The sequence below is a fragment of the Leptolinea tardivitalis genome (assembly GCF_001050275.1).
Classification (GTDB): Bacteria; Chloroflexota; Anaerolineae; order Anaerolineales; family Anaerolineaceae; genus Leptolinea; species Leptolinea tardivitalis.
This window is the reverse complement of the sequence record NZ_BBYA01000015.1, coordinates 58,070-82,140: the sequence shown is the minus strand read 5'-3', so window position 1 is coordinate 82,140 and position 24,071 is coordinate 58,070. Positions and strand designations below refer to the sequence as shown.

19 protein-coding genes and 1 CRISPR repeat array are annotated in these 24,071 nt (G+C 42.4%); of the genes, 18 read left to right on the top strand and 1 reads right to left on the bottom strand.

Annotation, left to right across the window (positions count from 1 at the left end):
- Nucleotides 1-234: 234 nt before the first annotated feature.
- Nucleotides 235-759 (bottom strand): transcription termination/antitermination protein NusG, encoded by a 525-nt coding sequence (gene nusG / locus LTAR_RS16570; RefSeq protein WP_062423426.1) that lies wholly within the window; start codon nucleotides 757-759, stop codon nucleotides 235-237.
- Nucleotides 760-1,478: 719 nt separating this feature from the next.
- On the opposite strand from nusG, the gene LTAR_RS16565 reads away from it, so the two are divergent.
- The 18 genes from LTAR_RS16565 to LTAR_RS16475 all read left to right on the top strand — a co-directional run bounded on the left by LTAR_RS16565 (nucleotide 1,479) and on the right by LTAR_RS16475 (nucleotide 23,984).
- Entirely contained in the window at nucleotides 1,479-3,122 is a 1,644-nt protein-coding gene (locus LTAR_RS16565) for a tyrosine-protein kinase domain-containing protein (RefSeq protein WP_062423425.1), read from the top strand.
- Nucleotides 3,123-3,124: 2 nt separating this feature from the next.
- Nucleotides 3,125-4,408: a nucleotide sugar dehydrogenase gene (locus LTAR_RS16560; protein ID WP_062423424.1), complete on the top strand. Its 1,284-nt coding sequence runs from the start codon at nucleotides 3,125-3,127 to the stop codon at nucleotides 4,406-4,408.
- Nucleotides 4,409-4,439: 31 nt separating this feature from the next.
- Nucleotides 4,440-5,915, top strand: coding sequence for a lipopolysaccharide biosynthesis protein (locus LTAR_RS16555; RefSeq protein WP_062423423.1), 1,476 nt, complete (start codon nucleotides 4,440-4,442; stop codon nucleotides 5,913-5,915).
- 86 nt (nucleotides 5,916-6,001) lie between these two features.
- Nucleotides 6,002-6,469 carry an acyltransferase gene (locus tag LTAR_RS17725; RefSeq protein ID WP_081420047.1) on the top strand — a complete coding sequence of 156 codons (468 nt, stop codon included), beginning with the start codon at nucleotides 6,002-6,004 and terminating at the stop codon, nucleotides 6,467-6,469.
- A 90-nt stretch (nucleotides 6,470-6,559) separates the two neighbouring features.
- A complete protein-coding gene (locus LTAR_RS16545; protein WP_158423466.1) occupies nucleotides 6,560-7,870 on the top strand; it encodes an O-antigen ligase family protein in 1,311 nt (436 codons plus the stop codon).
- The gene (locus tag LTAR_RS16540) at nucleotides 7,870-8,886 is read left to right on the top strand and encodes a glycosyltransferase family 4 protein (protein ID WP_062423421.1); all 1,017 of its coding nucleotides are present in this window, start codon (nucleotides 7,870-7,872) and stop codon (nucleotides 8,884-8,886) included. Before LTAR_RS16545 ends, LTAR_RS16540 begins: the two co-directional genes overlap by 1 nt.
- Nucleotides 8,883-10,085, top strand: a complete 1,203-nt coding sequence (locus LTAR_RS16535; RefSeq protein WP_062423420.1) for a glycosyltransferase family protein — start codon at nucleotides 8,883-8,885, stop codon at nucleotides 10,083-10,085. Before LTAR_RS16540 ends, LTAR_RS16535 begins: the two co-directional genes overlap by 4 nt.
- A gap of 33 nt (nucleotides 10,086-10,118) precedes the next feature.
- On the top strand, nucleotides 10,119-11,225 hold the full coding sequence (locus tag LTAR_RS16530) for a glycosyltransferase family 4 protein (RefSeq protein ID WP_062423419.1): 1,107 nt from the start codon (nucleotides 10,119-10,121) through the stop codon (nucleotides 11,223-11,225).
- 59 nt (nucleotides 11,226-11,284) lie between these two features.
- Entirely contained in the window at nucleotides 11,285-12,607 is a 1,323-nt protein-coding gene (locus LTAR_RS16525) for a glycosyltransferase family 39 protein (protein WP_062423418.1), read from the top strand.
- Nucleotides 12,604-13,782, top strand: a complete 1,179-nt coding sequence (locus tag LTAR_RS16520; RefSeq protein WP_081420046.1) for a glycosyltransferase family 4 protein — start codon at nucleotides 12,604-12,606, stop codon at nucleotides 13,780-13,782. The genes LTAR_RS16525 and LTAR_RS16520 overlap by 4 nt, the downstream gene beginning before the upstream one ends.
- Nucleotides 13,783-14,000: 218 nt before the next feature.
- On the top strand, nucleotides 14,001-15,467 hold the full coding sequence (gene wbaP, locus LTAR_RS16515; RefSeq protein WP_062423416.1) for an undecaprenyl-phosphate galactose phosphotransferase WbaP: 1,467 nt from the start codon (nucleotides 14,001-14,003) through the stop codon (nucleotides 15,465-15,467).
- Between the two features lie 32 nt (nucleotides 15,468-15,499).
- On the top strand, nucleotides 15,500-16,516 hold the full coding sequence (locus tag LTAR_RS16510) for a hypothetical protein (protein ID WP_062423415.1): 1,017 nt from the start codon (nucleotides 15,500-15,502) through the stop codon (nucleotides 16,514-16,516).
- Between the two features lies 1 nt (nucleotide 16,517).
- Complete coding sequence (locus tag LTAR_RS16505; RefSeq protein ID WP_062423414.1) at nucleotides 16,518-17,006, top strand: arsenate reductase/protein-tyrosine-phosphatase family protein; 489 nt, start codon at nucleotides 16,518-16,520, stop codon at nucleotides 17,004-17,006.
- Nucleotides 17,007-17,073: 67 nt separating this feature from the next.
- Nucleotides 17,074-18,951: a DUF4012 domain-containing protein gene (locus LTAR_RS16500; RefSeq protein WP_062423413.1), complete on the top strand. Its 1,878-nt coding sequence runs from the start codon at nucleotides 17,074-17,076 to the stop codon at nucleotides 18,949-18,951.
- Nucleotides 18,952-18,996: 45 nt separating this feature from the next.
- Nucleotides 18,997-19,650: a response regulator transcription factor gene (locus LTAR_RS17610; RefSeq protein ID WP_062423412.1), complete on the top strand. Its 654-nt coding sequence runs from the start codon at nucleotides 18,997-18,999 to the stop codon at nucleotides 19,648-19,650.
- A gap of 122 nt (nucleotides 19,651-19,772) precedes the next feature.
- Nucleotides 19,773-20,324 carry a hypothetical protein gene (locus LTAR_RS16490; RefSeq protein ID WP_139044614.1) on the top strand — a complete coding sequence of 184 codons (552 nt, stop codon included), beginning with the start codon at nucleotides 19,773-19,775 and terminating at the stop codon, nucleotides 20,322-20,324.
- Nucleotides 20,325-20,451: 127 nt separating this feature from the next.
- Nucleotides 20,452-21,762: a protein O-mannosyl-transferase family gene (locus LTAR_RS16485; RefSeq protein WP_139044613.1), complete on the top strand. Its 1,311-nt coding sequence runs from the start codon at nucleotides 20,452-20,454 to the stop codon at nucleotides 21,760-21,762.
- Between the two features lie 454 nt (nucleotides 21,763-22,216).
- Nucleotides 22,217-22,621: a CRISPR direct-repeat array (repeat unit 36 nt; unit sequence GTCTCAATGCCCTGACGGGCATTTATTGTTTTAAAC).
- A gap of 281 nt (nucleotides 22,622-22,902) precedes the next feature.
- A protein-coding gene (locus LTAR_RS16475; protein ID WP_139044612.1) for an IS3 family transposase occupies nucleotides 22,903-23,984 on the top strand; the annotation gives its coding sequence in 2 pieces (ribosomal slippage) (nucleotides 22,903-23,164 and nucleotides 23,164-23,984; 1,083 coding nt in all).
- The last annotated feature ends 87 nt before the right edge of the window (nucleotides 23,985-24,071 follow it).

Genomic DNA, 24,071 nt, shown 5'->3' with positions numbered 1-24,071 from the left:
GTATAAAACACGAAAAAATGGATTTCAAGTTAACATTTTTTACATACTGGTTTGAACTGTTTTTAAAAAAATCTATTTTAAAAAAGATGTATGAGGTAAAAGTAATAAGAGAGTTTTTGATGAAAAAACAATAGATCTGATATAAATCGGATAAAGGGTACTAAACCAACGATAAGGTTGACAGGATTGTTGAGGAATATTACCTACCGATCATGGCCTGACACCACCTCTGGATTAAGACGTGGTGCCAGCTGCCGTCACCTTGACCAGCGACGCTGTATTAATATCCACCTTACGGATGTTGTGATGCAGGTATCGAAGTAACACCTGTACACGTTCCTGCCCGCTGAGGTTCATGTCAAAAATGCCTTCATAACCGGCGAAGGGACCACTTACCACCCGCACACGATCGCCCGGGCGGAAGGTTCGTTCAGCGGCCATGATAGCGGGAAGCTCGGCCATGCGTTTCTGCAGGGCATTGACCAGACTCTCGGGCACGCCGGCGACCAGTCCGTCAAAGGTGACCAGTCCCACCGTGCCTGGCACCCAGCGCAGTGCAGATGCCTGGGTTTCATTATCCAGGTCGATATGAACAAAGATGTACCCCGGGAAATACGGACGCCGCTTTCGGCTGCGGGGGTTGACTGGCACCACCGTAACGAATGGATAGAAATGCGCCACTCCTCTATATTCCAATTCACGGTGCACAAATTCTTCTTTATTCGGTTTGCAATGTAAGACACACCAGATAGTTGACATTATCTCCCCCCTCTCGAAATACAATTTTTACTTTATGACTCATTTGAATTCCCCCTACTATTAACCGCTTAATTATGATAAGTATTGTAACGTATCAGGCATTTTAATAACTAGGTATTATTACTTAATATCGCTCCTCTTCGAGATATGTCCTCACCCTGAGGAGAATACGATCAGGTATGGGAGCATCTTCAGCCGGTCTGCCCTGAGAGTGCCTCTATTTCATCGGCCGGGAGACAAAGGATGACGGTTACAACCGCAGAAAAACTCATTATCTTGTGTTAAGGGGGAAATTATAGGTGTTCTCCACATATTTCCACAAATATATTAAGTATTAATACGAAAATAGAAGTTTTAATGCTATAATGCGGTCGTTATAAATTATTACCTCACAGGCTGGTTTGATGTGCGGTGATAATCCCAGAAGTAGCTGATCATCCGGTAGTCTTTCATCAAGGCAAGTATAGACGGTTCGGCGCAGGGGGTCACTACAGCAGCGGGGTCTTACAGGTAGAAAGCCGTTTTCTCAACCAAATACAGGTAATTGAATAAGACAAACCACCCCCGTCGGTGAGACTGGCAGGTTTTTCGGGCAGGGTGTGCGTCAGGGCAAAGTGTGTTCGGCATCGGCTGATGTCGAAAGGGCGGAGCTTGGATATTCTCAGGCGGCTTTCGTCTGTCTTTTAGATTCTATTTATCCCAAATCATCAGGTTAATTAATGGATACTTACTCATCTGAACGTTTTTCACCCGTGTCATCTTCGTATGCAGCAGACCCGTTTGATTCGGGCGTGGATATTAAAGAATACCTGTACCTGTTATGGTCATGGGCATGGGTGATCATTCTCGCGGGGCTGGTGGCCGGTGCGGCGGCGTACTTTATTTCGTCGCGCCAGGTGCCGATGTATGAGACGACCACCCGGCTGCTGGTGAGCGATCCGCCGTCGATCAGCACGATTGACAGCAAGTCGATGCTCAACACGTCGACAATGCCGACGACGTATTCCGAGATGGTGCTCGATTCGCCGGTGCTGCAGGGGGTGATCGATGACCAGAACCTCACGCTGACGGTGGAGCAGTTGAAGAAGAATATCTCTGTCGAGCTGATCAACCAGACCCAGCTTCTGGTGGTGACGGTGACGGACCCTGACCCGGTACGCGCGGCGGATATGGCCAATTCTCTGGCCCGGGTGTTTGCTGACCGGGTGCGCGAGCTGCAATCGCAGCGCTACACCACCAGTAAAGACGGCCTGCAGAAGCAGGTAACGGAGATGGGGACGCAGATCGAGAAGACGACCCGCGAGTTGGAGATCACCACAAATGAAGCCAGCCGGCAGCAGCTTGAAGCCCGGCTGACGGAATATACCAAGCTGTATTCTGACCTGGTGCTGAATTATGAGAAGGTGCGCCTTTCAGAAGCCCAGACCAGTACGAATGTGGTGGTGACGGAGCCCGCCACGCCGAACTATACGCCGGTGAGCCCGCGCACGATGCAGAATACGTTTCTGGCTGTGGTGGTGGGGATGCTGCTCGCCGCGGGGACGATTTTCGCGGTGGATATGCTGGACGATTCGATCAAGAATCCTGAAGAGGTGCGCAAGAGTTTCAACATCCCCATTCTGGGGGTGATCGCCCGCCATGAGGTGACAGACGGCAAGCCGGTCTGTGAGGCGGAACCACGCTCGCCGGTGGCGGAGTCGTTCCGGGCGCTGCGCACCAATATCAATTTCGCTTCGGTGGATCGGCCGCTGCGCAAGATTGTGATCACCAGCCCCACGCCGCAGGACGGTAAGACGACGATTTCGACGAACCTGGCGGTGGTGGTGGCCCAGGGCGAGAAGACGGTGGTTCTGGTGGATGCCGATCTGCGCCGGCCGCAGGTGCATCACCGCTTCGGGCTGATGAACCGGCTGGGGCTGAGCGACCTGTTTGTGAAGCCGGATGACGCGATTACTGACGCGCTGCAGCGCACCACGTCACCCCGGCTGGCGGTGATGACTTCGGGCAGCCTGCCGCCCAACCCGTCTGAATTGCTGACTTCGCAGCGCATGGGCAAGATCATGGAGATTTTGCTGCATGGGTTTGACATGATTGTGATCGATACGCCCCCGGTGCTCACGGTGACGGACGCCGCCGCGATGGCTCAGAGTGTTGACGGGGTGATTCTGGTGGCCAAACCGGGCAGTACAAAGAAGAGCGCGTTCCGCCAGAGCCTTGAAGCCCTGCAGGCGGTGAATGCCACTATTCTGGGGGTGGTGCTGAATGAGGTGAACCCCTCAAGCAAGCGCTACGGGTATTACTACAACAAGTATTACGCCAAGGGCAAGTATTACTATGACGGTGAGGGGAAGAAGAAGGGGTAAAAATGGAAAACATTACTAATAACAACAAACTAGAAAAAATCTGCATTCTAGGATTGGGCTACATAGGGTTACCAACTGCTGCTATGTTTGCTACACATGGAAAAACAGTCTATGGTGTAGAAATTAATAGAAATATTGTTGATGTACTACAAAATGGCGGAATTCACATAGAGGAACCGGGCTTACAAGAATTAGTAAAGGACGCTATCCAATCTGGAAAATTAATAATTGGATCAGATGTAAAACCGGCTGACGCTTTTATTATTGCTGTACCAACACCTTTTAAACATTCAGAATTTGGTTATACAGACGGTAAAAAATATAAACTTGCCGATATGGATGCGGTAAAAACTGCTACAGAGGCAATCGTTCCACATTTACGAGAAGGCAATCTGGTTGTATTGGAATCCACTTCACCACCGCAGACCACAATAAATCTTATAACTCCAATTCTTGAAAGAAGTGGACTCGTAGCCGGGAAAGATTTTTATGTTACTTATTCTCCGGAAAGAGTATTACCAGGGCAGATATTGAAAGAACTTGTTGAAAATGCCAGGGTTATTGGTGGAATTACACCAGATTCCGCCGAAAAAGGGAAAGAATTATATAGTTGCTTTGTTAAGGGAAAAATCATAACCACGAATTCGACCACAGCAGAAATGGTCAAATTAATGGAGAATACTTACAGAGATGTAAATATTGCCATTGCGAACGAATTTTCTCGATTTGCAGATATTTTTGGAATAGATATTTTTGAAGCTATTTCTATAGCTAATCTACACCCCAGAGTAAAAATTCTACAACCTGGAATTGGGGTAGGTGGACATTGCATTAGTGTTGACCCATGGTTTTTAGTTGAAAAGGCACCGAATACGGTGGAATTGATTTATCAAGCACGAAAAACTAATGATTCACAACCTCAATTTATCGTTGAAAAAATAAAAAAAACTCTATCAGGAATAAAAAACCCGAAAATAGCTTGCCTCGGAGTTACATACAAACCAGATGTTGATGATTTTCGAGAAAGTCCGGCATTAGAAATAATAAACCTTCTACATCAAAATAATCTGGAAATCAAAATATTTGACCCTTACATAAAAAGATCATTACATAAAATTGGCGAATCACTAGAAGAAAATTTGGAAGATGCTTTGAAAGATGCAGATCTTATTGTCATTTTAGTTGACCATAAGATTTTTAGAGATATTAATTGGGAAAAAATCACAAATAAAAAATGCCAATTAATTAATGATATATGCAAGTTTATTATTCCTTTGAAAAATTAATATCACACTTTCCAAGTGTTTATTAAATAATATGTTTACTCAATTTCTAGAAAAAATAAAAAAAAGCATTTTTAAAGATATATTCTCAATATTAACTGGAACCGTACTGGCGCAACTTATTAATGTAATTGCAATTCCAATAATTACCAGATTATATACTCCAGAGCAAACTGGAAGCTTAGCTATTTTTATATCAATTACTGGAGTATTGACTATTGTCTCTTCATTGAGATATGAACTGGCAATCATACTACCAGACACATTTGAAGAAGCAAGCAATATTCTTGTTTTATGTTTCTTATTAGTAATTTTTACAACATTTCTGGTGTGGATTTTAACGATTTCTGTGGGAAATACATTTTTAAAGCTGTTAAATGCATCAAATCTTTTCACTTATCTCTGGGTTTTACCTCTTCTGAATTTTTTTACAGGGATTTTTCAAGTAATTAGTTATTGGAATACGAGATTCCACAAGTTTGGAGATGTTTCGATTGGAAGAGTAACTTATAGTGGAATAACTTCCTCATTTCAAGTTGGTCTAGGATTAATAAATCCACCAACAATTGGAATACTGATTCATGGAGTTATCTGGGGAAATATTGCATCTACATTAGTATTATTTACAAAAACATTTTGGACTGACTTACAAAAGATACTTTCAGCAATAGACATCGAATTAATGAAAAGTTTAATCTATCGTTATAGAAAATTTCCACTGTATAGTACTGGTTCCGGCATTCTGAATTATTTCTCCTGGCAATTACCCACTCTTATGCTTGCTGCATATTTTTCTCCATCCGTTTCTGGTTTGTATGATCTAGGGAATAAAATTTTAAGAATGCCAATGAATCTTATTGGTGTAACAATTTCTCAAGCGTTTTTACCCAGAGCTGCTGAAGCACAAAAAGAAGGCCATCTTTCTAAATTGGTCGAAAATTCTCTAGACTACCTTGTTTTATTTACGCTCTTTCCATTATTGGTCTTAACCATAACAGGTTCAGATTTATTTTTTTTGCTTTTTGGAAAAGAATGGGCAGAAGCTGGAGTATATACACAAATACTCAGCATTTGGATGTTTTTCTGGTTTATTTCTTCACCAATAAGTAATATATTCCTTGTTTTACAAAAGCAGGAATTTAGTCTTAAGCTTGATATTGTGATTTTCATCAGCAGATTTATTTCACTTTTAATAGGTGGAATATCACAAAATCCACGCATAGCGATTTTACTTTTCGCTTTATCTGGAATTATTGTATATGGGTTTCTATGTGTGATGATAATGAATATCTCTGGAGCGAATTGGAAGAAGTTATCGCAATACATAGGAAAAAGTCTAGGGGCATTTATACCTTTAGGATGCCTACTTTCCTTTTTAACCTATTTAGATTTCTCTCGCGAGATTATTCTTCTTATCGCATTTCTAGGTACTTCTTTATACTATTCGATAATTATTTGGAAAAGGAAATGGATTTTGAAAATGATGGATAAAAAGTTGTATCAGTCTTAATTCTTATAAAAAATATCCGTAGATTTCGAGAAAAGAATCATTAGGTACATCTTTTTTTATATTACAACAATGCGAAAAATTTACCGATAAAATCATACCCATTTGGTAAATTTGGAAATTGGTTTAGGGCATTTTTAGTAAAAAGAGTAGTAAGAAAAGCAGGGAAAAGAATTAATATCTATAAAGGTGCGGATTTTGATACAGGAAAAACAATAACTATTGGAAATAATAGTGACCTTGGAATAGACAGTTGGATTAGGGCAGATTTAACAATTGGTGATAATGTGATGATGGCTATTGGTTGCATAATTTATAGCCAATATCATTGTTTTGATTTATTAGATCGCCCAATGGTAGAACAAGGTTTTTATGATGCAGGGCCGATTACTATTGAAGATGATGTATGGATTGGTGCCAGGGTTACTATCCTTGCGGGTGTAACTATAGGAACAGGTTCAATAATAGGCGCTGGTTCAGTCGTAACTAAAGATGTACCAAGATACAGTATCGTTGCAGGTAATCCAGCAAAAGTAATTCGATATAGAAAAAATTGAAGTAAGTAGTTATTTCTTTTTATTATATATATGAACTTGAAAAACAAAAATAGAATCAATAATTCTATATTTATTTGCGCTGTTTTTTTTATGGCATTTGGATCTGCATTTCAAGGGGGATTTAGTTTTATAGGATTTCTAGGTCTATTTTTAGGAGCTATTGCCTCTTTTAAAAATCCACTATTTGGGATAATCGTAATATTATGTAATTATTATTGGCCAATTATCCAATTTGGAAGCAAATACAGTTCCTATCCTATTGCCATCATTCTCGTAATATTTACTATGCTAAGTGTTTTAATAAATTACAAAAAGACAGCATTGTTTTATAAAAAGAACAATATTATCTATTTTTTTCTTGTACTAATTTGCATATATGCCCTTTGCAGTCTTTTTTATACACCAAATATAACTAATGGAATTAGATATTTCAACTGGGCTTTTAGGGGATTTTCAATATTTTTATTAGTAATAATTGTAATAAATGAAGCAACAAAACTTTCTGATTTTTTGAAGATTTACTCAATTATTGGATTCCTAACTTTCGTTATCTGTCTGATTCAATACTATACGGGTTTATCTCACAATTGGATACTTATAAAACACAATTCTGGACTGCTTGATATGTACGAACGCTTGGTATTTTGGGGGACAGAACCAAATTATCTATCATTACTATATCTCCCACCACTTATTTCAACGACAATATGTAAAAAACAATCTAGAGAGTTTTGGGAGAAGACTTTTTGGTCCATTGTTCAAATTGGAATTTGTATTGGTATTCTTGGTACATATTCCCGAGCTGGTATGATTTGTTTAATTTTTATTCTAATCTGTTCATGTTTTATTGATAAAAAAAACATAATAATCTCATTTTTATTTCTTTTAATTATTCCTATATATATTTATTTTTACCAACATGCTTTATTAATTAGGTTTGAATCTATATATAAAAGTGTTACAGAAGAGGGACTGGAAGGTCGAACTTACTTTTGGATGAAAGCTATAGATATCTTTATGTCAAATCCCAAGAATATATTCGTGGGTATTGGGTTGGGTGGTTATGTAACAAGAGTGGGAGATGCTGTCCATAATACGCTATTAGCTATTCTAGTTGATCTTGGATTGGTTGGTTTATTTATATACTATTCTCCGATTATTCTCATAATTTCCATGTCTATATCAAGAATGATCAAAAATGGAAAGAACATTACAAGGAGCTTTTTTCTATTGGGATTTTTTGCTTCTTTTTTAGGTATCCTTTCAATTAGTGATATTGGCTCAATACCTGTATTTATAAGCCTTGCCATACTTTTTTGTTATGAGAGTATTTATCCAGAATCCCTTTCAATGGATCTTCTAAAAATGCGCAATAATAACTCTGGACTGATAACAAACTAATGATAAAAGTACTTTTTGTTTCATATCCCCATATTGGTCAAAATTTGGGGGGTATGCAAATACAAATAGCAAAAACAGCGGATCAATTAGAAAAAGCAGGAATTGATGTAGTTTATTTTGACCCATGGAAATCAAAATTATCTGATGTTGATGTGGTTCATATATTTTCATTACACCCTTCAATCTATGAATTCGCCGAAATTGTAAAAGCGAAATCAAAACCATTAATTGTCAGCTCAGTACTTAATTTGCAGGATAGATCTTTAGCTACTCTAAGTATGCAAGTTCAAATTTCGAAGAGATGTAGAGGAGTTTTCTCGTCAATAAAGCAATCTTATGGTATAGCCAGGTTAGCTGATTATTTAATTGCATTAACTGATAAAGAAAAAGAAATTATAAAGAAAGCATTTTCTATTTCGCCAGAAAAAATTAGAGTAATACCTAATGGTATAGATAAAAAATTTTTAAATGCAACCCCAACATTATTCCTAGAAAAATATGGGAAGAGAGATTTTGTATTATGTGTAGGGAAAATAGAACCAAGGAAAAATCAACTAAAGTTGATCGAAGCATGTAAAAAAGGTAATTGGCCATTAGTTCTTATTGGACCTGCTAATACTCAACATCCAGGCTATTATCTGGAATGTAAGGAAAAGGCAAAGGAATCTGATGTACTATTTATCGATGCCATAAACAATGATGATCCATTGCTTGCATCTGCATATTCATCAGCAAAACTATTCGCACTTGTAAGTGAATCCGAAGTATTTCCTATATCTGTATTAGAAGCTTCGGCTGCAGGAACAAGAATTATTCTTACAGAAAGAACTGCTATGGGGGAAGTGTTAGGAAACTTAATAACATATACAAAACCAAATACTACTAATATTTATCAATCAATAAAAAGAGAATGGATAGAAGAAAAGAACTTCAATCTCAAAGAGAAGATAACCGAAAAATTTTCCTGGGAAAGTATTGGTGCTGAAATAATCGATGTATATAGGCAAGTATTATGAAGAAGATAATTTATTTTGTTCCAGAATTTGTAGCCAGCAAAGATGGTGTATTTAAATCACAAGTGCTAATTCCTGCTTCACTAATTAAAGATGCTGGTTCAGAAGTGGAAATTATTACATGTGATAAAAAAGAACATACTTTTGAAAAGAAAAATGAAATATCAGAATCTAATATTAAAAAGACAATTCTTCCTTATTTTTCAAATAAGATAAATATTTTTACAATACTTCTTGCATGTTTCAGGGCTACTATTTGGCTAATAAAAAACAAAGAAGAGTATTTAGAACAAAATGTAATTATTTACACAAGATATTGTATTTCAGGTTACTTTATTAATACCTTAGCAAGAAATAAAAAAAATATAACATGGATTCATGATTTTAGAGGATTATCTTCTGAAGAGATGATTTTAGACAAAAAAAAGACACCAATTAATTATTACTGGTTTAAAATTCTTCAATATTTTGAATATATATGTGCTACTAGAGCTTCACAATTATTATCTGTATCTCAAACGATGACACAATATTTACAGAACAAATATTCAAATTTACGAATCAATACAATTCCTGCAAGTGTTGATATAAGATTATTTGAAGGAAAAGAAAAAATTAGAGAAGATTTACGTAAAAATTGGAATGTTAATAACGACGAATGGGTTTTTGTATATAGTGGAAGTTTTCTTAAATGGCAAAAGCCTGATGAAATAATTAGATTATTGCGATCACTAGAATTATCAATTCTAAAAACTCACATTTTAGTAATAACTCAAGATGTGGATTTACTCAAACAAAAAGCAGATTTACTCAAAATCGATATAACTCATTGGCACATTTTTTCGACCAATAAAGTAGAGGAGACATATAACTTATTATCTGCATCTGACATAGGTATTATCCTCAGAGAGGATATTCTGATTAATCATGTGGCTAGCCCAATAAAAATATCTGAGTATCTTGCTAGTGGTGTTGCACTGGCTTCAACACCAAATATCGGTTGTATAAAATCCCTAATGGGGGAAACAGATATTTTATGTTCCATATCTTTTGATGTTAATCGTTCGACCAAATCTATAATTGATTTCTGTAATTACCATGTTGATAAATCAAATCTTCGATCAAAATGTAAATCACTGGCAATAGAAAAATTTAGTTGGCAATCTTCGATTGCGAAATATGCTGAACTCTATTGTCTTTGATAACTTACACTAACTGTACTTCTCTATTTGAAAATGAATAAATCTCTCATAATTCGTCCAATTCAATCTCAAGTTTACGCTCACCTGCAAACAAATCTAGATCTTACAATCCTTATTACTCATGACAGATATTTTGATCCGTCAATTGATCTTGATGAATTGCGATTCCTAAAGAAAAATTTATCTATTGTTGAATTTACTCCTATATCATCATTTTTCGGTTTCATAGAATTTTCTCTATTCTTATTCTCATATTTGTCAGAAAATTATTACGATTCAATTCTTTCTAATAATTTGAAAGACTTGCCTGCCCTCTGGTTCTCATCATTATTCATTCCCGTATTAAAGAAATCAAGGATCATTGGTATTTCGCATAATCCAACCGTTTGGAAATCTTGGATATCTAGAAAAATATGCATATTTTATATTCGTTATTTTTCTGACGGGTTTATTGCATTATCTACAACTCTTCGAGATTATCTATATCATAATGATTTACAACAAAAACGTGTTCGCTTCATACCAAATGCATTTCACGAAAATAATGTTCAAATAAAAAACACCCCCCCAAAAAAAACACTGATATCAATTTCCTATATCGCAAATATTGAACCCAGAAAAGCTCAAGAGGACCTTATTCACATTGTATCTTCATTGAAAGATAAATATCCAACTATTGTCTGCTTCTTAGTTGGTGGGATAAATGATAAAAAGTATAAAGAGAAACTAAATGCTCTTGTAAAAGAAAAAAAGCTAGAAGAAAATGTTATCTTTACAGGTTGGCTTTCAAAAGATGAAGCAATGGAAATAGTGGAAAAAAATAATATTTTTGTATTTCCCTCACATTCAGAAATGATGCCTAGAGCATTAATTGAAGCTATGTGGATTGGAAAACCAGTCGTTGCTTCAAGTATTGATGGTATTTTGGACTTAATATGTAATTATGAAAATGGAATTATCGTAGAACCTGGAAATATTCAAGGTTTCACTCAGGAAATTGATCGATTGTTTCAAGATTCTGACTTTGCGAATTATTTAGGTGAGAATGCGAAATATTCTATAAGAAGCAAATGTAAAGAAGAGATTATTGGAAAAGAATTCGAATGTTATTATAAAGATTTAATGAAAACATCCAACTGAGGGGATCTTTGTTAAAAAACGATAGGCCTAAAACGATACCTCAATTCAAGTGGTAAGAGATGCGACAAAAATATCTGTTTATTTTCATTTTTTTCTCTTTTCTGTTAAGATTATCTTTAATCCCAATCATTGGTGATACAAATATCCCAAATGAATTTAGTACTCTTGTTCTTAACATAATTCATAATCGTGGTTTTGCATATTATGTGGTGAATCAAGAAAATGAAATAACAACAAAATATATTGATAGTTCTAAGACTATTTTCCCATCTGCTTATATGCCCCCAGCCTATCCATATTTTCTGGCAGGGATAACAAGTCTTATAAGAAATGAGAAAATCGCGGTTTTTGTAATTGAAATAATTCAAGCAATTTTAGGGTCATTAATTTGCCTCCTGGTATATCAAACAACAAAAGAGTTATTTAATGAAACTATAGCAGTACTATCTTTGGTTATATCCTGCTTCTATCCTATTCTGGCTTTTAGTTCCAGCCAGATTTCTGCGGTCATCTTATATGTCTTTTTAGCTCAACTTTTCCTATATCTAGTAACAATGTTATTTCGGGAAACTTCACCCAACAAGATATTGTCATGGAATATTGGAGCAGGTGTAGTTCTTGGTCTATTGATCCTTTCCAGGGCTGAAACAGTATTATTTGCCATTCTGGTAATTATCTGGTTATTCATATCCAATCGAAAATCACATTGGAAATTTACAGCCATTTTTGTGTTAGCCATTGGAATTACGATCAGCCCCTGGGTTATTCGGAATTTTCTCGTGTTTGGCGAACTAACGCCGTTGACCATTTCGGGTGGCTATAATCTCTGGCAGGGCCAAAATGAAAAATCAGAGGGAACCTTTGGCAGTTATGTCGTTCCCCCTGTAAAAGAATCAGAAGAATTACAAGAGAAAATCCGAAATATCGTTCTTTCAAATAAATATGAAATTGATCGCGATCAAATATATAAAGATGAGGCAATAAAGGTAATGAGGGCAAACCCGGGAAGAGTAATCGTCCTTGCCATTCGTAAATTTTTCTATTACTGGGGTGGGGTATATTTTGGTTTTGAAATGAATTACCCACAGGTGCATTCACCGTTAGTTTTAGGGCCGTGGTTTTGTCTGCTTCCATTTTTTATACTCGGTCTATGTAATAGTATTAAGTACTACAAAAAATTCATGGTCTTATATCTTCTATTGCTTACTAGTACAGCAGTGTCTATGGTGTTTTTTGTTTTACCGAGGTATCCGATTTTTGTTCTACCAACTGTAATTATGTTTAGTTCTTATGGTTTTGTTATCGCGATAAATTGGTTACAAAAGAAGTTTTTATTTTTCTCTAAAATTGACATATCAAAATCCATTATCATACAAAATTGAACATCCTGTTCCATGACTACGGGGGATACGCCTTCAGCCAGCAGGTGGCACGGCGGCTCTCGCAAAACCATACAATCACATACCTCTACAGTTCAGACCAGCTCGTCAAACGCTGCGGCGACCCGGCCAGCCGGACTTTTGCCAGCAAAGCCGTAAGCACCGGGCGGCCGCTGGCCAAGTACAACCTGGTCAACCGCTACCTGTGGGAACAGTCTTACGGAAAAACACTGGCCGCCCATATTCGCGCAGAACGTCCGCACGTGGTCATATCAGCCAACACCCCGCTCGATTCCCAGCGCATTCTGGCGCAAGCCTGCCGTGAAACCCGTTCCCGCTTCATCTTCTGGTTCCAGGATGCCATCGGGCTTGCCATGGAAAACATCCTGCGGCATAAAATCCCCGTGATGGGCGGCCTGATGGGGCGCTACTACCAGCAGATGGAACGCCGCCTGCTTGTACAGAGCGACAGAGTCATCCTCATCAGCCCGGGGTTTTACCCCCTGCTGGATGACTGGGGGATCGAGCGCACCAAAACGCACGTCATCCCGAACTGGGCGCCGCTCGAAGAAATCCCCCCGATGGATCAGGATAACGCCTGGTCGCGCGGACACGGGCTCGATAAAACCGTCAACTTTCTGTATTCCGGCATACTGGGGTACAAACACAACCCTGAGATGTTCGTCACCCTGGCAGAGCACTTCAAAACCGATGACCGCGTGCGGGTGGTGGTGGTATCAGAAGGCGGCGGGGCTGACTGGCTGCGCGGCGAGCAGCAGCGGCGGGGGCTGCCCAATCTTATCCTCCTGCCGTTTCAGCCAGCGGATGTTTACCCGCAGGTACTGGCTTCTGCCAGTGTGCTTGTCTCCCTGATTAATGCCGATGCCAGCCGGTTCTCTGTCCCTTCGAAAGTGCTCACCTACCTGTGCGCGGGGCGCCCGGTGCTGCTTTCGATGTCACATCAAAATGAAGCCGCGGGCATGGTCGAATCGGCGCAGGCGGGGCTGGTCAGCGAGCCGGGGGATGCGGCGGGGTGGATCTCGCAGGCCGAGACACTCGTCAACCGGCCGGACCTGCGCGAAAGCCTGGGGCGTAATGCCCGGGCGTATGCTGAAAAGCACTTTGCCCTTGAACCCATCTACCATCAATTTGAGGCCATCCTGGCGGAATACGAATGACGGGTGGAAAGATGAGAAAACCCTGCATTACGTGGAATTGCCTATTCCCAGCAGGTTGTCAACGAATTAACATTGTATGAATATTGCAGGACGAACCCAGGGGGCGGCAAAGGATTGACCCAAACCCGGCTATAAAGCCAAAAACTGCACAGTTGTCTTTCTTTTTCTCCACCGCACAGGGATGGAGCCTTTTTGATACAGGGAAGAGCGGGGAACCCATGTCTGATGAACCAATTACAGCACTAACGTACAATTCAACACAACGACACCTATCCGGCACCATCTTCAACCGCCGGAACATCATGTCACTTTGCCTGATCGCCAGCGACCTCTTGTGCCTCTTTGCAGCCAACTGGCTGTCCATCACCATCCGCTTCACCCTCACCGGCAAGAACATCCCGGCCATCTACTCAGAAATCTCGCTGCTCATGTGCATGGGCGTGCTCATCTACTTTATGACCGGCCTGTACAACCATCACGTGAGCGCCGTCGAAGAACTGCGCCGGCTGAGCCTTTCGACCAGCATCTACTTCATGTGCCTGGCCACATTCCTTTTCATCATCAAACAGAGCGAATCCGTCAGCCGGGGGGCGTTAATCCTCTCGTGGGTGCTGTGCATGGTCAGCATACCGGTGATGCGTGAACTCGTCCGCATGGTGGGGGTCAAATTTGGCATCTGGGGCGAACCGGTAGTCATCTTTGGCAACGGCCGCCTGGGCAACGAAGTGGCCGAATTCCTGCGCGCGCATCCCAAAATGGGCTACATTCCCGTCGCCGTGGTTGACCGGCGCAAAACCGACCGCACCGCCGTCAAAAACCGGGTGCTGCATGATAACGACGTTCTCTCTGGCGGGAAACTGCGGTCAGACTGCTTCGACGGCATCAAGACCGCCTTTCTGGTCGTCCCCGAGACTTCACAGAACGTGCATACGCGGCTGGTCGAAGAACAGGCCATGCAGTTTGAACGCCTGATCATGGTCACCAGTTCGCAGGTCACCAGCAGTTTGTGCATCCAGCCGCTGGATATCGGCGGGATACTGGGTCTCGAAGTGGGTCACAACCTGCTCAACAAGAGTCAGATGCACACCAAACGGCTGATGGACCTGTGCTTCATCCTCATTTCGCTGCCAGTCACCCTGCCGTTGTTCGGCCTGATCGCCCTGCTCATCAAACTAGATTCAGAGGGGCCGGTCTTCTATCAACAAGACCGCATCGGGTACGAAGGCAGACATTTCAAGATGTGGAAATTCCGCTCGATGCACCGTGATGCCGACGTCATGTTGAAAGACTATCTGGAGAAGAACCCCGATCTGCGTGCCGAGTGGGAAGCCACTTACAAGCTCAAAAACGATCCCCGCATCACCCGGGTGGGCAAATTCCTGCGAAAATTCAGCCTCGACGAATTCCCCCAGCTCATCAACGTGTTCCAGGGTGAAATGGGGCTGGTGGGACCGCGGCCGATCGTCAACGGAGAAATTCTATATTACAACCGGCGGTTCGAGCTGTACAAACACGTCGTCCCCGGAATGACGGGCATGTGGCAGGTATCGGGCCGCAGCGACACCAGCTACGAGAGCCGCGTCAGCCTCGATGAATACTACGTGCGCAACTGGTCCATCTGGCTGGATATGCACATCCTCATTCGCACAGCGTTTGTGGTCATCCGGGGAAAAGGATCCTATTAAAACAGGCGGGAAATCCCCAGCCGTGAGAATTAATGGAAATTAACAACACCGACAACAACCGATCCATCTGCCCCTTCCTGGGTCTGCGGTATGACAAAACCACCTCGCTGGCGTATGAGTCTGCGTCAAACTGCTGCTATCACTGTCGAAGACCTGTCTCTCCGACGTTTGACCATCAACGGGAATACTGTCTCACCCAGAATCACACCGCCTGCCGTGTCTTTCTACAGAACGAGACCGACGTGTTCCCGGCAGCGCTTCAGGGACGTAACCCGGGCCATCACCGCCTTTCGACTCCGGTGCGTGTTTCCCTCTGGGTGTTCGTCATTCTGGCGCTGCTTGGTCTGGGGTACTACTATTTCGTCGTTAGGGGAGTTGAGATTCCAGCACTGGCTACCGGCCCGACCCTGGTTCCAACGGTTGACATGACCCGGCCGGTTGAAACAGAACTGGCTGCGGGGCTGATCCCGGTCACCGGCAATGCTGTTGATGAGCCGACGGCAACCCCGGCCTTTACCCTGACAATCCGTCCGACCAGCACAGTCACCCTGCCGCCGGCAACCGCCTCACCGATGGTATACCAGACCATTACCTTGGCTGCCATCGGAAGGCGCGTCACAGACCCGGCGGCACAGCCTTCGCCCACGCCCGGTAAAACGGAAACACCGTCAGACGCCTATATAACCCTGGAAAAACCCTTCATCATCGACGGGCAGGAGTTTGTTCTTCATCGAGTTATCGAAGGGGAAGGGTATGACTTTCTTGCCCTTAAATTTAACACTACCCGCGCCATTCTGGTCGACCTGAATTACGATCTGTCGTATCCCCTGTGGATCGGTTCGGTCATCATCATTGCCCCCGGCATGACGGAGAAAGTGCCAGGAATGCCGGCATTTCGCATCCACCAGGTCACTGATGAAGAAGCCGCCGCCGGCCGCCTGTCAACCGCCGGGACGGTTGATAACAAATTGCTCGAACAATACAACAATTGCCCGGCAGATTGCCATTTCAACCGCGGCGATTGGGTACTGATTCCTTTCACAGATTAATATGCCTTCCATACTCGTGGTGTGCACTGCCAACCAATTCCGAAGTCCACTGGCTGCCGGGTTGCTGCGTAAAGAACTGGCTGCCCTCTATGATGCGGGAGAATGGTATATCAACAGTGCTGGCACCTGGACGGAGAACGGACGTCCGCTGCCCGGTATCACCCGTCAGCTGGCCCGGCAGCTCGGGCTGGAGGGGATCGAGTATCAGGTCACCCATTCGGTCAACCGGGAATTGCTTGGCGCCGCTGATTTGATCATAGTAATGGAAGCCAACCACAAAGAAGCCCTGTGTTTTGAATTCCCAGAAGCCGCCTCGCGGATCTTCATGCTCACGGAGATCGCCGAAGAAAAGACGTATGATATTCCCGATCCAGCCTCATCAGATACCAACGCTGATGAAGTGGTCAAAGAACTTGTCCGGTTGATCACATCAGGCCTGCCAAACATCGTCCAGACGGCGCGAAGCCTGTCAAAGCAGCGGTATTTATAAAAAGAGAATCGAATTGAAAAAAAGACAATCGGGTTGCGGCCTAATCGCCGGGGTATGTTTAATTTTGATGATATCCACTGGATTGATTGTGTATCCGCATGCGAAGGCCGTGTCAGACAGCGTTAACCGGCTGCGAGGTACCGTCAATGAATTGAATGACATGGTCAAAAAACGTGATCTTGATATGAATACATACAAAGAGAAGATCGCTGCTGCCCATTCTGATATTGACCTGATCCAGGCAGAGGTATCTCCTTACTATGGATGGCTGAAGAAGGCTTCATCCCTACCGCGTATTGGAGTTTACGCAGGGCAGGTCGAGCCGATCATTGAAGCCGCCGACCAGACTCTGCTTGCCATAGAAGAGCTGCTGCCGGTCCTGATTCTTCCAACCGGGAACACAGTGAGCGGCGAAAAGTCACTACCGTTGGTACGCAAAGTCAATGAGAATCAATCCGGAATTAAGTCGGCAATTGCGTATATACAAAAAGCTGAAAGTCAAATTGATCAGGTTGACGGGAACCTCTGGCCGGAAGAGTATCAGAAAAAAATCCAGAATCTGAAAGAGATCCTCGCCGGGCTGAACAAAGCGGCTTCCACGCTTACACTCATCCCCCGGATGACCGGTGAAGACAGGCCGGTCACTTATCTTATCATGGTGCAAAATTCTGACGAATTACGCGCCACCGGCGGCTTTGTCACTGCCTTCGGGCTTCTGCGGTTCGAAAAAGGGCAGATTACTATACTGGATTTCCAGGATTCATCCTTCAATTACATATCAGAGAGAATAGAAGCTCCTCTTCCTTTAAAATGGATATTATTTGCGCATTACTGGCTTCCCCGGGATGCCAACTGGTATCCATCGTTTCCTGAATCGGCAAAAAAGGTTCAAGAACTATATTTTCTATCCACCGGAATAAAAACGGATGGCGTCATTGCAGTTCACCAGTCAACATTGCGGAAGGTGCTGGAATTCACCGGGCCGGTTACTGTATCTGGTGAAACGGTGACAAAAGATAATGTTGAAGATTTCATGATTTCAGAAAAGATGGAAGCGCTTTCTGCAAAGAAGTTTAAGGAACGAAAAAACTTCATTAAACCGCTGTTTTCTGCCATCCTTACAAAGTTCACAGAGATGATGGACGTTAATCATCTGACCGGGGGTATACGGCTCATTAAAACGCTAGTTTTGGAGGGCGACATCCTCTGTATGTCAAATGATGCAGAAATCCAGGCTATGATCAAATCCTGGCAGGTTGACGGGGGATTAGCCGGTAGTCAGCAGGATTACCTGATGCTGGTCGATTCAAACCTGGGTTATAACAAATTGGATAAGTTGATCAAGCGCCGCCTGACATATTCTGTTGATCTCTCGAATCCACAGAAACCGGTTTCCAAAGTAGAAATGACCTATGAGAATCCGTTCAGGGGGAGTGTGAATTGCATTCAGGGGAGTACCCCCGAACAAAAAAGTCAGATGGTTTATATGAAACCAGCCTGTTACTGGGATTACTGGCGGATTATCAGGAATAAGGGAACGACATTATCCGCTTTTAATGTTCCAGAACTCGATCCTTCGTTGTTCCTGTCTTCTCAAGCATGGTCACCAAACCCCGGAGAAGAAACTGAACCGGGTGATTTTCACGAAGTTAATGGACTGGTCATCGTTCCGGCAGAATCTGAAAGGTCAGTCAGACTTGATGAAAATTTACCAGAATATGTATTGTCGTCAGATTCAATAAAAACAACCTATTCCTTGACATTTCAAAAACAACCCGGAATTGACAGTCTTCCAGTAAAAATCTATATAAAAATTCCCGCAAACGCCAGATTTGTTTCCAGCGAACCTGAATTCTACATGAGCCGGTCAAAAAATGAATGGGCTTTTGAGGGAAACTTTGAACAATCAATTAATACCCTTACTTTTTCCTATTCAATCCATTAACGGCCAGATATTCAACTATTTTTACAAAAAATTTCACCCTGATTTATGATCAATATACTGGTTTCTGATTCCTTTTATTTATCCCGTTCTGGACTGGTTTCCATCCTTTCCCGTCAGGCTGATTTTAATATCATCTGCCTGACGTTAGATTGCAGTCAATTGCGAGGGGATATCCAACAGTATCATCCTGATGTAGTCGTTCTGGACATGCAACAATGCCTAGATGAGATGCAAAAAGTGATTTCAGAACACTGTGAAAATCACACCAAGTTTCTTCTGCTGGCCAAAGATCCTCTTAACCCTACATCCATCATCCGGTTATTGCGTGCCGGTGCACATGGATGCATTCAAGTCAATATGGGAGAAGATTACCTGGTTCAATCAATCCGTGACGTGGCTTCCAATAAATCACCGTTATCGCCGACGGTGGTCGCCGAGTTATTGGCGTATATCCGAAAATTAGACGAACCAGTAACCGGGCTTTCTTCTGAAACCCCTGAATTATCCAAACGTGAAAACCTCATATTGAACCTGTTATATGAAGGTCTGCCGAACAAGATAATCGGCAGTCATCTTGGGATCAGTGAACGGACGGTTGAAGCCCATGTCAGGAATATTCTGAGAAAACTCAATGCAACCAGCCGAACTCAGGCTGTATTTATTGCATCAAAAAATGGATGGTTAAAGAACACAAATTAAGTGCAGACACTTAATCAGTGTTTTCCAAAGAATACGTGGAATTAGCTATTCATCTTTGGGATTGATATCTTATACTTGAGGGTAATTGAATGAATGTTCTGTTCAATTTGGAGGGAAATACCATGAAAAAAATGCTCATTGGATTCTTATCTACTTTTATGATTGTTGCCAGTCTGTTCAGCGTAAATTGGAATGTGGTTAATGCCCAGGGGACCATCCCATATAATCCGCCCCCAATTGGCGGTCCAGATGTTGTAATTCCAGTTACCGGTGGCACGACCGCCACTTTGATCGCTCCGGATAAGTGCGAGAACGTGGTTCTGGAAATTGCCAACGTAGGCCGGGTTGAATTCATTGAATGCCCCAAACCTGGAACAGCTATGTCAATGGTTGTGCTGACCCAGGATGATATCAAACCACTGGCCTCTTTTAATTTCCTCACAGAACCATTTCAGGTTACTGTTGACGAAAAGGATTTCTCAGGAAAGATGAAAGTCGGTGTATTTTTAGCCGAATCAGAAAAAGAAGCCTTGAAGAAAGACCCTGATATGGGGCTATACCATTTTGATCCTGTGTCTGGCGCATGGACTCGTATTGTAGCAGCACTGGACGGTGACTATCTTTCTGCTGAAACAAACCTGACAGGCATTTTCGTTGTCGGAAAACCATCGTAACCCTGAAAGCAAACAAACAGAAAATGTGAAAAGTGGGTGGAAAACCCACTTTTTATTTAACCTGCTCCAATCCGATGTGTGCCTGCAGATTGGAGTTTTCTTGTTCTCCGTTGTTTTGTTTGAGAGTATGGCGCCTTCTCGCCTTTCTTCTGCGAATTTTGGCAGTGACGGCGGCGACTTTCTCACAGCTGTTCTGACAAACGGCGTTCCCCATCCAACCGGTTATCCCATTTATCTGCTTCTTTCTGAATTATGTCAGAAGATCCCCTTTGGGACGCCGGTCTGGAGGCAGGCACAGGCTTCCATCCTGCCGGCAGGCATCTGTGCAGTTCTTTTTTACAGTACGTTGCGCTTTTTCCCTTTTTCCGGCAATAAGTTAGCCTGCAGCCTGACAACATTGTGCCTTACAGTTTCAACGCTTTTCTGGTCACAGGCGGTGATCGTTGAAGTGTATGCACTACATGCATTATTCTTATCTCTGGCGCTTTTCTGGATAGCTGCCATCCTTTCACAACCGGATGAAACCATCCGTAAACATCTTACGGGATTTTGTGCCATCGCCTTTGTCGGTGGGTTGGGGATTGGCAATCATACGTCCATTTTGTTAATGTATCCGGCAATTCTTTATGCATCGTGGGTGTTTTATAAAAAGAGCCATTCAACAGCATCCGCCGTGACGGCTTTTGCCGGCTGGTTTTCAGGGTTGATACCGTACATAATTATTCCTCTCCGTGCGGCCGACCTTCCTGCCGTGAGCTGGGGGGATGCACGGTCATGGAGCGGCTTTTTGTGGCTGGTGAGCGGGGGTGATTACCACGATTATTTATTTGCCATACTTCCCCATGAATATCTTCAACGGATTATTTCGTTTTGTGGAATGCTGACCGACAATTTCGGGTATATCGGGCTGATTTCTGGAATGATCGGTGTTTTAACTTTTCAACAAAACAGGAAATTTCATCGCATAACGGTATATGTTTTCTTCGCCTATACCATTATGGCTGTTGGATACAAAACAACAGATTCTCTTGTCTATTCCTTGCCGGCGATGGTTTGTTTTGCCATCTGGATCTTCTGGGGATTATTGTACTTATGGCATTACACAAAATGGTCGTTAAACATCGGTATTGTGATGTCTATTGCCCTGGCGATTTCACTGGTGTGGACGGTGCCTACACGGTATGCACAGGTGGATCCCCGTTCAGGTGACCTGGCTCACTATGCTGAAACAACTCTTTCTGGGGCAAAACCCGGGGAGATACTCTACCCGAAATCTGATGGTGAAACCTTTGCCCTGTGGTATTACCAGTACGCATTAGGAATGCGCCGGGAAATTGTCATCGTTTCTCGAGGATTATTGACGTATGAATGGTACAGGGAGCAGCTGGAACGAAATTACCCACAATTTGATCTGAACAGTGGATTCAATAATTTTTGATCTTCAAACTGTCAATTCTGACGGGATTGTCTATTTTTCAAGAAAAGCCAGACGTATACGAAGGAACAGATTATATGGATTGTGTTACGAACCGAATTCTCGCGTGTTTTTCCATCAATGTGATGAATAAAAATACATCCGTCAAAGGTTTGATGTTTTATGATTAATGGATAAGTAGATGATGCAACTGAAGCCGTAATAAAAACAGTTCAGTTTTTCGATGACTGCAGACCTGATGAACAACTTTGTTGTGCATAGTGTTCGCTGATTCTCTGGCATACTGACTCATGCTATGAAAATTGTGTAACGTTGTGGTTGATAGTAATACTTTTCGTCTTGCTATTGAAATTTCCTGATTTCAAGTTTATAACATGGCGGTACGGAATCGTTGTAAATGTTAAATTAATATGTTTTAACCAGCTTCGACGGCTTCGACGAGCTCAGCCATCGGAGCGTCTCAATGCCCTGACGGGCATTTATTGTTTTAAACCAAGTTTACAGAACACGGCAAGCGCCGAGGCCGTCAAGTCTCAATGCCCTGACGGGCATTTATTGTTTTAAACATGTTTGATTTTTTCGACGCCACAATTACTTATGACTTTCGTCTCAATGCCCTGACGGGCATTTATTGTTTTAAACAAAATTCAGAAAAGGCACAAAATATGCGGTAGTTTTGTCTCAATGCCCTGACGGGCATTTATTGTTTTAAACTGTTTTGAATCGGACTGTCAAGGACATGTATCAATGTCTCAATGCCCTGACGGGCATTTATTGTTTTAAACCGAAGTTTTAAATCGGTCGACAGGAATTGCAGTCGATGTAGGTCTCAATGCCCTGACGGGCATTTATTGTTTTAAACTCATTTCAAACATTCATTAGAACGAAGCGGTTTGATAACCTTGAGGTAGTTCAATATTAAGAACTGAAGAATCTCAGTTCAATGGCATGGTGGCAGTGAAAGGCCTAAAAAATTATGATTGGTCCATAACACGCGAAAAGCAAGATGAACCCAATAAGGAATAATGCGCCAATAATCTGTTCAATTTTCTTACCTAATTTTTCAACCTCGGTAACCATCCCCTAAAATAGTACCAGCAAGAAGTGGAAACTTCTGGCAAAATCAGACCAGGAGAAGACCACATGAAGCGGATGAAGTTCACAGAAGGTCAGATCGTGACGATCCTCAAAGAGGCGGAATCAGGGATACCGGTTGAAGATTTAAGCCGGAAGCACGGATTTAGCAAAAGTGCCTTCTACAAGTGGAAATCAAAGTACAGCGGAATGGATGCCAGTTCGCTGAGAAGATTAAAAGAATTGGAAGAAGAAAACCAGCGCCTCAAACGGATGTTTGCCGATTTGAGTCTGGAACATCAAGCGTTAAAGGATATTGTTCAAAAAAAACTATAAAGCCTGATGCACGCCGGGATTTGGCGAGATATGCTATGCAAGAGTATGGACTGAGCGAGCGTCAGGCATGTGGGATGCTGAAATTGAGCCGAACCGTGTACCGGTATCAGGCAAAAAAGAGCAAGGACGAGGAGATCGCAAAGGCTTTGCTAGAACTGGCAGGGAGAAAGCCTCGATGGGGATTCGGGAAAATGCGTGATTATTTGAGAAATGAGGCTCATGGTTGGAATCACAAGCGAATTCGACGGGTCTATTGTGATTTACGCCTAAATCTAAAAATCAAGCCCCAAAAACGACTACCAAAACGAATTCCGCTGCCACTGATTCAACCAGAGGTGGCCAACCACTGCTGGTCAATCGATTTTATGAGCGATAGCCTGGCCAGCGGAAGAGCGTTTAGAACATTGAATATTCTGGATGATTTCAACCGAGAAGCATTGTGGATCGAAGTGGACACTTCTTTACCCGCAGAACGCGTAATAAGGGTTCTGGAGATGATCATTTCATGGCGTGGCTGCCCCAAGCAAATACGGATGGACAATGGGCCGGAATTTATTTCCCATCGGTTGGAGGAATGGGCACAGGAACACAACGTTCAATTGGCTCACACACAGCCTGGCAAACCGGCTCAGAACGCATATATTGAACGATTCAACCGGACCTACCGGGAAGATATTCTGGATGCCTATTTATTCAATTCACTGAATGAGGTGAGAGAAATTTCAGAACAATGGTTGGAAGAATACAATGTCATTAGGCCCCATGAGTCATTGAAGGGCTTATCACCGTACCAATATGCATCAATTCATGCCTGAGTTTCTACTTTAAAGTGGTACTAATTTTGGGATGTTGACAAGTTTGTTGTATCTTTATTGCAATATAAATTAGTAACAGTGATCCAA